Source organism: Sphingopyxis sp. (assembly GCF_036402335.1).
Lineage (GTDB): Bacteria > Pseudomonadota > Alphaproteobacteria > Sphingomonadales > Sphingomonadaceae > Sphingopyxis.
Genome location: NZ_DASWTD010000622.1, coordinates 1 through 9,758, shown reverse-complemented (window position 1 = coordinate 9,758; position 9,758 = coordinate 1). Strand labels below are relative to the sequence as shown.

The following is a 9,758-nucleotide window of genomic DNA, read 5'->3' as shown; positions in this document are numbered from 1 at the left end:
CGGGCTCGGCATGCTGCTGGCGCGCAGCCGCTACCTGTTCATTGCCCGGCATCGCAACCGCTTCGCCGAGCGGATCCTCGCCGAGCTGCGCGGCGTGATCGACGAAGCGGGCGGATCGCCCTTCTGGGACGGGGTCGCGGGCAAATTCTTCGGCATGAGCTTCCAAGAGGCCGACCAGTTCAACGCGGTGCATGGCAACCAGTTCATCGCCGACCTGATGCCCAAGCACCCCGTCTATATCGCGATGCTGAGCGACCATGCGCGCAGCGTGATCGGCGTGCCGCATCCGACCGGGCGCGCGGCGATGCGCATGCTGGAAAATGAAGGCTTTGCGTTCGAAAATTATGTCGACATCTTCGATGGCGGCCCGACGATGACCGCGCGCACCGATCAGGTCGCGAGCGTCCGCGACGCGAAACATGTCGAGATTTCGGCGATCGCCGAAACGGGTGCCGACGCGCTGGTCGCGACGGGGCAGCTCGCCGATTTCCGCTGCTGTTTCGGCAAGGTCGGCGACGGCGCGACGCTCGACAGCGAGGCCGCAAAACTGCTCGGCGTCGGCAAGGGCGGCGAGATCAGCTGGATCGGCCGCTGACATGCTGACCGAAATCAATTTCGACGGAATCATCGGCCCGAGCCACAATTATGCCGGGCTCAGCCGCGGCAACATCGCGTCGGCAAGCAACGCCGGCGACGTATCGCAGCCGCGCGCCGCGGCGTTGCAAGGCATCGAGAAGATGCGCCACAATCTGGCGCTCGGCCTGCCGCAGGGCTTCTTCGCCCCGCTCGACCGGCCCGATGCGCCGTGGCTTGCCACGCTCGGTACGACGCCCGAAGACGCCGAGGGGCATTTGCGCGCGCAGGCCTGGTCGGCGTCGTCGATGTGGGCCGCGAACGCCGCGACCGTCTCGCCCGCCCCCGACAGCGCCGACGGCAAATGCCACCTGACCGTGGCGAACCTCGTCACCATGCCGCATCGCAGTCACGAATGGCCGGGCACGCTGGCGCAGCTTCGCCTCGCCTTCGCCAACCCCGCCTTTGCGGTACACGCGCCGGTCCCCGCCCCTTTTGGCGACGAGGGCGCGGCGAACCATATGCGGCTATGCAGCGGGCATGGCGGCCAGGGCGTCGAAATCTTCGTCTATGGCGTCGGTGGCGGCCGCTTCCCGGCGCGCCAGCATCTCGACGCATCGAAGGCGATCGCGCGCCACCACCGGCTCGACCCCGCGCGCACGCTCTTCATCCGCCAGTCAGATACGGCGATCCAGGGCGGCGCATTCCATAACGACGTCGTTGCGGTCGCGAACGAGCATGTGCTCTTCACCCACGAAACCGCGTTCGAGGATCGCGACGCCGCGCACGCCGAAATCCGCGCCGCCTTCCCCGCGGTCGAGATTGTCGAGGTTCCGGCAAGCGCGGTGAGCCTGCCCGACGCGATCAAATCCTATCTGTTCAACGCCCAGCTCGTCAGCCTTCCCGAAGGCGGCATGGGGCTGGTGCTGCCGACCGAGGCGCAGGACACGCCGGCGGTGTGGGACTGGCTGGAGGCGCATGTCGCGGGCAACGGTCCGATCCGCCGCCTGCTGCCCGTCAATGTCCGCCAGTCGATGGCGAACGGTGGCGGCCCTGCCTGCCTGCGGCTGCGCGTCGTTGCCGATCCGGCGACAGTCGATCCGCGCTTCATCGCCGACGCGGCGAAACTCGACGGGATTGCCGATGTCGTGGCGAAGCACTGGCCGGAGGCGATCGCGCCCGGCGACCTCGCTTCGTCGGCGCTGGCCGGGGACGTACGCAAGGCGCGCGCGGCGCTGCTCGAACGACTGGATCTGAGCGAGCTCGCCTGAACGGGGAGCGCGCGCCGAGACAAGGAGGACGCATGAGAGGCTGTTCGCACCAAGCCGCAATCCAGGATGTCGTCCCGAGCGCCAAGGGGTGCGAGGAATGCCTGCGGACCGGCGGCATTTGGGTCCACCTTCGGCTCTGCCGCACCTGCGGGCATGTCGGCTGCTGCGATGATTCGCCTGCTCGCCATGCGCGCGCACATTTCGACGAGACGGACCATCCGATCATCGAGGGTTACGACCCGCCCGAGGGTTGGGGATGGTGTTATGTCGACGAAACGGTGGTCGACCTGCCCGACCAGACCCCGCAGGTCGGTCCGATCCCGCGCTATTTCTGAAGGGCGATCACGCGGCGATCCTTCGCTTGATTGTCGGGTTAATTTACAGTTTACCATAAGCCGCGCGGCGCAAATCCCCGATTTGCGCCACTGGCATGACGCTTGCTTGGACTATGGTGATGCTGAAAAAGATCGGACGCCTGTTCGTCATCAAAACCCGCTTCGAGGCCTGCCTCATCATTTACGCGCTCGGCGTTGGCGCGATGGCGCGTGGAACGGCCTATCTTCACGAATATCCGGGGCTCGGCGGCAAGTTGCTCCTCGTCGCGTGCAGCGGGTCGGTGTTCCTGGCCGGCGCGAAGATTTTCGATTGCCTGCGCTATGAACAGGCGGCCGCGGCCGCAAAACAGGCCGGCTAGGCCCCGCCGGCCTTTCGCGTGTCATCGAAACATGCGAAAGCGGCCCCTATGAGCAGGATCAGCGGCCGCCCGGCCACCAGCACCGAGCATGTCTATGGCCTGTCGCTGCGCGTCGCGCGCTGGCGCGAAGGCGCTGGCGGCACGCCCCTGCTGTTCCTCAACGGCATCGGCGCCGATATCGCCGCCGCTGCGCCGCTGCTCGCACAGTTGCACGGGCGCGAGGTGTGGACGCTCGACATGCCCGGCGTCGGCGGTTCGCCCGACGCGCTGCTTCCCTACGCCGCGCCGACGATCGCAGCGGTGGTGATGGAAATCGCCGACCGCTTCGGCCACAAAATCGTCGACCTTGCCGGCTTCAGCTGGGGCGGCGCGCTGGCGCAGCAGATCGCGATCCAGTTTCCGGGGCGCGTGCGAAGCCTGGTTTTGATGGCGACGACGCCGGTCATGGGGGCGCCCGGGATCGGCTGGGCGGCGTTGTTCGACGACGACATGCTCGCGAGCGGGCTCAAGATCCAGACCGCGACCCCCCTCGGCATCGCGTACCAGAGCGCGGCGATGGCGGGGTGGACGAGCGTCGGCTTCCTGTCGGGCTTGAAGAATCTCCCGACGCTGGTGCTGGCGGGCGAACAGGATGGCGTCATGCCCGCCTGCTATGGCCAGATGCTGGCCGAGCAGATCGACGGCGCGCTGTTCGAAACGGTGCCGGGGTCGCATCTGTTCCCCTTCACCCACGCCGCCGCTATCGCATCGCGGATCAGCGTATTTCTGGATCAGCCGGCGAAGCGGGCACAAGCCGCCGCTTGAGGAAATCGGCGATCGCAGCCGCAGTCGCATCGGGTGCTTCTTCCATCGGCAAATGACCGATGCCGGGGAGCATGACGACCTCCGATCCCGCGATGCGTTCGTTGAAGGTCTTGGCGGCGCTGGGGTTGATGAGCCGGTCCCGGTCGCCGAACAGGATCAGCGTCGGTGCCTCGATCTCCCCCACGCGCGCCGCCATGGCGGGCTCGCGGTCCATGCGCGCGCGCAGCACCGTCGCCTCGCGATTGCCGGGAAAGCGCAGTAATTCCCAATAGCGGTCGATCATCGCGTCATCGACGATTGCCTGCTTCGCGACCGACCCGCGCACCGATTCCTCGACCAGCGAGCGCGGCGTGATCTGCGTCGCGAGCCAGCGGCCGAACGGATATTCAAGCACGCGAAAGCCAATGTTCGACGGCGGCGCTTTCTCGCCCTTGCGCAGCGGCATCCCGCTGGCGTCGAGCAGCAGCAGCGCATCGACGCGTTCGGGTTCGGCGAGCGCGTAGCGCCACGCGACCCAGCCGCCCATCGAATTGCCGCCCAGCACAAAATGGTCGAGCCCCAGTTTCGCCGCGACGACGTCGACCGCCGCGATCATGCCGGCCGCGCTGTAATCCTTGTCGGGCGTGCCGCCGGTCAGGCCGTGTCCGGGCAGGTCGAGGGTGACGATGCGCCACGTGCCGCCGAGACGCTTCACCAGCGGTTCCCAGGTCTGGAGGCTGCTGTTCGATCCGTGGAGAAGGATGATCGCGGGGCGGCCACGCTCACCCTGGTCGCGATAATGGATACGCTGTCCCGCCGGGCCTGCGACGAATGCGCCGGCGGGCCCGCTATATCTGGCGATCATGTCGTCGCGGTCGGTGTCGGGAGTGCGCAGCGCGAGGAAGGCGGCGAGGATCGCGAGCAACAGCCCGAGCGGGATCAGGACCCGCTTGCGCCGGAACAATGGACGCCGCGGCGGTGGCGGCGGATCGAACTCGTCGTCGTCGGCAATCATCATGCCCCCCTCAAGGCTGCCCGCGACCCTAGCGCACCGGCCGGCCCCGTCAATCGGTCCTAATGATGAATCGAGCGGCGGAAGGTTTCGGGCAGGAAGAGCAGCCCGACCACCAGCGTAATCACGGCAACGATCACCGGATACCAGAGGCCGTAGTAGATATTGCCGGTCGCCGCGACCATCGCGAACGCGGTCGTCGGCAGGAACCCGCCGAACCAGCCATTACCGATATGATAGGGCAGCGACATCGCGGTGTAGCGGATGCGGCTGGGGAACAGCTCGACAAGCAGCGCGGCGATCGGGCCGTAAACCATCGTCACGAGCAGCACGAGGTAGAAGAGGATCGCAACGACGAGCGGTTTGTTGATCGCCGCGGGATCCGCTTTCGCCGGATAACCCGCGTCGGCCAGCGCACGTTCGAGATCAGCGCGGAAGGCGGCGATCGCACCCGCACGCTCCTCTTCGGCGAGGCGCCAGGGATCGGGCGCGGCGAGCACGCGCGAGCCGATGCGCACGCGTGCCGGATCGCCCGTCATCCGCTCGCGCGTGAAGGCGGTGTAGTTCGCGCCGGCCTTTGCCAGTGTCGACTTGATGATGTCGCAGCCACTGCTTTCGAACTTGTTGCCGCCGATCGGATCGAACTGGAACGAGCAGGACCCGGGGTCGGCGGCCATGATGACCGCGGCATTTTGCTGCGCCTTGGCCATCGCCGGATTGGCGGCGCTGGTGAGCATCTGGAACGCGGGGAAATAGGTGATCGCGGCGAGCGCGCAGCCCGCGAGGATGATCGGCTTGCGCCCGACCTTGTCGCTGAGCCAGCCGAAGAAGATGAAGAAAGGGGTGCCGAGCGCGAGCGCGATGGCGATCAGGATGTTCGCCGTCGCGCCGTCGACTTTCAGCGTCTTTTCAAGAAAAAAGAGCGCGTAGAATTGCCCCGAATACCAGACGACCGCCTGCCCCGCGACCGCGCCGAACAGCGCGACGATGACCCATTTGAGATTTTCCCAGCGGCCGAAGGCCTCGGTGAGCGGCGCTTTCGACGTCGTGCCCTCTTCCTTCATCTGCTTGAAGACCGGGCTTTCCTCGAGCTGGAGGCGGATCCACAGCGACACGCCAAGCAGGATGACGGAGATCAGGAAGGGAATGCGCCAGCCCCAGTCGGCGAACGCCGCCTCGCCCATCGCCGAGCGAATGAAAATGACGACGCCGAGCGCCGCGAACAGGCCAAGCGTCGCGGTGGTCTGGATGAAGCTGGTGAAAAGGCCACGTTTCCCTTCGGGAGCATGTTCGGCAACATAGGTGGCCGCTCCGCCATATTCGCCGCCGAGCGCGAGCCCCTGGACGAGGCGGAGGAGGACGAGGAGGATCGGCGCCGCGACACCGATCGACGCATAGCTCGGGAGCACGCCGACGAGGAAGGTCGACGCACCCATCAGGCCCATGGTGACGAGGAAGGTATTCTTGCGCCCGACGAGATCGCCGATGCGACCGAACACGAGCGCGCCGAAAGGCCTTACGGCAAAGCCCGCGGCGAAGGCGCCGAGCGCGAAGATGAAACCGGTGGTTTCGTTGACGCCCGAGAAGAATTGCGCCGAAATGATCGTCGCGAGCAGGCCGTAAAGGTAGAAATCATACCATTCGAACACCGTGCCGAGCGAGGACGCGAGGATGACCTTGCGTTCGCTTTGGCGGATATCGATGGGTGCCGCGTCCTTGCCGTTGGTCATCCGCTACCCCTTCGCCTTGTTATCCAGTGAAGGGTAGACGGTCGCCACGTAGCGTCAATGCCGCTGGCTTTGCCCCGGAGGCCCCGAGGCAAAAAGCTTCGTCATTGCGAGCGTAGCGACGAAGCAATCCAGAGCGTCTTGCTCCGCCCTAGATTGCTTCGTCGCTACGCTCCTCGCAATGACGAGGGTTTGGGATCAACCGACGCGCTTGACCGCACCTTTATGCGCGCCGACGCTCTTGTTGCGCGGACGAAAGCGACGCTTGCGCTGGCCTTCTGCGCCTTCACCGGCGGGTGCACCGTCGCGGCGCGGGCCGCGGTCACCGCGGGGTTTGCCCCCATCGCGCTTTCCGCCTTCGCGGCCGCGCAGCGCGTCTTCGCGCTGGCGCTGCGGGTTGCGGCCCTGGCTGCCGGTGTCGCGCGGCGGCTGCGCCGGCTTCGGCAGGTTGCGCACCAGCTCGGTGAAATTCTCGGGCAGCGGCATCGGTTCGGACTTCGACCGGGTGACGCGCTCGATATCGCGCATGTACGGACGCTCGTCGGGCGCGATGAAGCTGATCGCCTTGCCCTCGGCGCCGGCGCGCGCGGTGCGGCCGATGCGGTGGACATATTGTTCGGGCACGTTCGGGATCTCGAAGTTGATCACATGGCTGACGCCCGACACGTCGATGCCGCGCGCGGCAATGTCGGTCGCGACGAGCAGCTTGATGTCGCCCGAACGGAACGCCTGCAGCGCATGGGTGCGCTGCGACTGGCTCTTGTTGCCATGGATCGCCATCGCCTTGATGCCCGCACCCGCGAGGTGGCGCACGACGCGGTCGGCGCCATGCTTGGTGCGGGTAAAGATCAGCGCGCGGTCGATATCCTCGCTGGCGATGACCGAATGGAGCAGCGCCTGCTTTTCCTTCTGTTCGACGAAGGTCGAATATTGGCTGATCTTTTCGACGGTGGTCGCCGCCGGCGTCACCGAAACCGTCACCGGATCCTCGAGGAACTGTTCGGCGAGGTGCGCGATTTCCTTCGGCATCGTTGCCGAGAAGAAGAGGTTCTGGCGGCGCGACGGCAGCAGCTTGGCGATGCGGCGCAGCGAGTGGATGAAGCCCATGTCCATCATCTGGTCGGCTTCGTCGAGGACGAAGATTTCGACATCGTCGAGGCGCAGTGCGCGCTGGTCGATGAGGTCGAGCAGGCGGCCCGGGGTCGCGACGAGGATGTCGACGCCCTGCGAAAGGTCACGGATCTGCTTGTTGATCGGCACGCCGCCGAACACGGTCGTGACGCTGAGCCTAGTAAAGCGGCCGTAATCGCGGCAGCTTTGCGCGATCTGCGCGGCAAGCTCACGCGTCGGCGCGAGCACGAGCATGCGGCAGCTCCGCGGATTGGCGCGGTGCGGATAGGTCAGCAGGTGATGGATCGACGGCAGCGAGAAGCCGGCGGTCTTGCCGGTTCCGGTCTGCGCGATGCCGCACAGGTCGCGGCCCTTCATCAGCGGCGGGATCGCCTGCGTCTGGATCGGGGTCGGCTGGGTATAATCCTTGGCGGCAAGCGCGCGATTGATGTCGGCGTGCAGGCCAAAGTCGTTAAAAGTCGTCATAAAATACTCACATGGGGCGACGCGCAGGCGCATCCGTTCGGATCGAACGGACGGCGCACGGGCCGCGGGTTCGAAACGACCCGCGTGAAAGGGTGCCTCTGGGGACAAAGCGCTGGTCCGGCTCGCCCGCGCCTGTAAATGGGCGGGAAATCACGCTGCCGGTGGTTGCGGCGGGTGGTCCCGCCATGCTGCGCTGCACAATATATGGCATGGGTTGCGCGGAATTGCAAGATAATTGCTTGCCTACCTATTCGCGCTCGCCCGAGCTTGTCGAAGGGACGTTCTTTCTTCATTGATTGCCCGGGAAAAGAGCGGTGCTTCGACAAGCTCAGCACGAACGGATGGGGGGATAGTGCTTTGACAGAGAAGATCATCGTCATCGACGAGGGCACGACCTCGACCCGCGCGATGCTTTTTGGTGCCGACGGCACGCCGCTCGGCAGCGCGCAGCGCGAAATCCGGCAGCATTATCCCGGCCCCGGCCTGGTCGAGCATGATGCCGCCGAAATCTGGGACGCCACCCTTGCCTGCACGCGCGAGATGATCGCGCAGGCGGGTGGCGCCGACCGGATCTCAGCGATCGGGATCACCAACCAGCGCGAGACGGTGGTGTTCTGGGATCGCACGACCGGAGAGCCGCTCGCGCGCGCGATCGTGTGGCAGGATCGCCGTTCGGCCGCCGATTGCGCGGCGTTGAAAGAGGCGGGTCACGAGCCGCAGGCGCAGGCAAAGAGCGGGCTGCTGCTCGATCCCTATTTTTCGGGCACCAAGATCGGCTGGGCGCTGAAACATTGGCCGCAGCTTCGCGAAGCCGGCGACCGGCTTGCGGTCGGAACGGTCGAGTCCTGGCTGGTCTACCGCCTAACCGGCGGTGTGCATGTCACCGATGCGAGCAATGCGTCGCGAACCTTGCTGATGGACATCAACGGCGATGGCGGCTGGGATGCCGGACTCTGCGACCTGCTCGGCGTCCCGATGCCTTTGCTCCCCGAAATCACTGGCTGCACCACTCGGGTCGGCACGACCGACCCCGCATTGTTCGGCGGCGCGATCCCAATCTGCGGCATGGCGGGCGACCAGCAGGCGGCGACGATCGGGCAAGCGTGCCTGTCGCCGGGACAGACCAAGGCGACTTTCGGCACCGGCGCTTTCATATTGTCGGCGAGCGGGACGGTGCGGCCGCAATCGAAGAACCGCCTGCTTGCGACGGTACTGGTGCAGGAAGGCGATGTGCGTTCCTATGCGCTCGAAGGATCGGTGTTCGTCGCGGGCAGCCTGATCAAGTGGCTGCGCGACGGGCTCGGGCTGCTCGCAAGCGCGGGCGAGAGCGAGGGGCTGGCGCGCTCGGTCGCCGACAATGGCGGCGTCTATCTGGTCCCTGCCCTCACCGGGCTCGGCGCGCCGCACTGGCGCCCCGATGCACTGGCGGCGTTGTCCGGACTGAGCTTCGCAACAAGCAAGGCGCATGTCGCGCGCGCAGCGCTCGAAGCGCAAGCCTATCAGGCGCACGACCTCAAATCGGCCTTCGCCGCCGACGGGGTCGACTGGGCCGAAGTGCGGATCGATGGCGGCATGGCGGCGAATGACTGGATGGCGCAGGATCTGGCCGACGTGCTGAATATCACGGTCGAACGGCCCGATTTCGTCGAGAGTACGGCGCTCGGCGCCGCGATGCTCGCGGCGACCGGCGCGGGACTTTATCCCGACCTTGCGAGCGCGGCGAAGGCGATGCGCGGTACTGCGACGCGCTTCACGCCCGCGCTCGATACCGGGAAACGCAAAACGCGCCTTGCCGGTTGGCAAAGCGCGCTTGCAAAAGTCCTGGGCTGAGCTCCGGCGTCGCCGGAGCCGGCGCCATCAACGCTTGAGGGTCAGACCACCAAAGCGCTTGTTGAACTTCGCGACCTGACCGCCGGCGTCGAGCAGGCGTCCGGTGCCGCCGGTCCATGCCGGGTGCGCGGTGGGGTCGATTTCGAGCGTCATCACGTCGCCCTCTTTGCCCCAGGTCGAGCGCGTCTGATATTCGGTACCGTCGGTCATCTTGACCGTGATCATGTGGTACGCGGGGTGGATGTCTTTTTTCATGTCGTGGCTCCTGTGCC

10 protein-coding genes are annotated in these 9,758 nt (G+C 66.2%); 6 read left to right on the top strand and 4 right to left on the bottom strand.

Annotation, left to right across the window (positions count from 1 at the left end; translation table 11 throughout):
- The 5 genes from VGD20_RS20005 to VGD20_RS19985 form a co-directional block, all read left to right on the top strand.
- Nucleotides 1–595 (top strand): arginine N-succinyltransferase (locus tag VGD20_RS20005; RefSeq protein WP_331136130.1); only part of this gene is annotated, 595 nt, incomplete at its 5' end.
- A gap of 1 nt (nt 596) precedes the next feature.
- On the top strand, nt 597–1,844 hold the full coding sequence (locus tag VGD20_RS20000; RefSeq protein ID WP_331136129.1) for an N-succinylarginine dihydrolase: 1,248 nt from the start codon (nt 597–599) through the stop codon (nt 1,842–1,844).
- Nucleotides 1,845–1,876: 32 nt separating this feature from the next.
- Nucleotides 1,877–2,179: a UBP-type zinc finger domain-containing protein gene (locus VGD20_RS19995; protein ID WP_331136128.1), complete on the top strand. Its 303-nt coding sequence runs from the start codon at nt 1,877–1,879 to the stop codon at nt 2,177–2,179.
- 119 nt (nt 2,180–2,298) lie between these two features.
- Complete coding sequence (locus VGD20_RS19990) at nt 2,299–2,538, top strand: hypothetical protein (RefSeq protein ID WP_331136127.1); 240 nt, start codon at nt 2,299–2,301, stop codon at nt 2,536–2,538.
- A gap of 48 nt (nt 2,539–2,586) precedes the next feature.
- On the top strand, nt 2,587–3,342 hold the full coding sequence (locus VGD20_RS19985) for an alpha/beta hydrolase (protein ID WP_331136126.1): 756 nt from the start codon (nt 2,587–2,589) through the stop codon (nt 3,340–3,342).
- On the opposite strand, the gene VGD20_RS19980 is transcribed toward VGD20_RS19985, so the two are convergent.
- The 3 genes from VGD20_RS19980 to VGD20_RS19970 form a co-directional block, all read right to left on the bottom strand.
- Nucleotides 3,293–4,339: an alpha/beta hydrolase gene (locus tag VGD20_RS19980; RefSeq protein WP_331136125.1), complete on the bottom strand. Its 1,047-nt coding sequence runs from the start codon at nt 4,337–4,339 to the stop codon at nt 3,293–3,295. The two genes, VGD20_RS19985 and VGD20_RS19980, sit on opposite strands and share 50 nt — an antisense overlap.
- Nucleotides 4,340–4,395: 56 nt before the next feature.
- Complete coding sequence (locus tag VGD20_RS19975) at nt 4,396–6,063, bottom strand: MFS transporter (RefSeq protein ID WP_331136124.1); 1,668 nt, start codon at nt 6,061–6,063, stop codon at nt 4,396–4,398.
- A 195-nt stretch (nt 6,064–6,258) separates the two neighbouring features.
- On the bottom strand, nt 6,259–7,656 hold the full coding sequence (locus VGD20_RS19970) for a DEAD/DEAH box helicase (RefSeq protein WP_331136123.1): 1,398 nt from the start codon (nt 7,654–7,656) through the stop codon (nt 6,259–6,261).
- Between the two features lie 357 nt (nt 7,657–8,013).
- Here VGD20_RS19970 and VGD20_RS19965 point away from each other — a divergent pair, with 357 nt between their 5' ends.
- On the top strand, nt 8,014–9,486 hold the full coding sequence (locus VGD20_RS19965) for a glycerol kinase (RefSeq protein WP_331136122.1): 1,473 nt from the start codon (nt 8,014–8,016) through the stop codon (nt 9,484–9,486).
- 27 nt (nt 9,487–9,513) lie between these two features.
- On the opposite strand, the gene rpmE is transcribed toward VGD20_RS19965, so the two are convergent.
- The gene (rpmE, locus tag VGD20_RS19960) at nt 9,514–9,741 is read right to left on the bottom strand and encodes a 50S ribosomal protein L31 (RefSeq protein ID WP_077030436.1); all 228 of its coding nucleotides are present in this window, start codon (nt 9,739–9,741) and stop codon (nt 9,514–9,516) included.
- Between the last annotated feature and the right edge of the window lie 17 nt (nt 9,742–9,758).

Excerpts from the sequence above, each read along its gene's own strand:
- VGD20_RS19990 (WP_331136127.1), top strand. The coding sequence starts at position 2,299 with ATGCTGAAAAAGATCGGACGCCTGTTCGTCATCAAAACCCGCTTCGAG.
- VGD20_RS19980 (WP_331136125.1), bottom strand. The coding sequence starts at position 4,339 with ATGATGATTGCCGACGACGACGAGTTCGATCCGCCGCCACCGCCGCGG.
- VGD20_RS19995 (WP_331136128.1), top strand. The coding sequence starts at position 1,877 with ATGAGAGGCTGTTCGCACCAAGCCGCAATCCAGGATGTCGTCCCGAGC.
- rpmE (WP_077030436.1), bottom strand. The coding sequence starts at position 9,741 with ATGAAAAAAGACATCCACCCCGCGTACCACATGATCACGGTCAAGATG.
- VGD20_RS19975 (WP_331136124.1), bottom strand. The coding sequence starts at position 6,063 with ATGACCAACGGCAAGGACGCGGCACCCATCGATATCCGCCAAAGCGAA.
- VGD20_RS20000 (WP_331136129.1), top strand. The coding sequence starts at position 597 with ATGCTGACCGAAATCAATTTCGACGGAATCATCGGCCCGAGCCACAAT.
- VGD20_RS19985 (WP_331136126.1), top strand. The coding sequence starts at position 2,587 with ATGAGCAGGATCAGCGGCCGCCCGGCCACCAGCACCGAGCATGTCTAT.
- VGD20_RS19970 (WP_331136123.1), bottom strand. The coding sequence starts at position 7,656 with ATGACGACTTTTAACGACTTTGGCCTGCACGCCGACATCAATCGCGCG.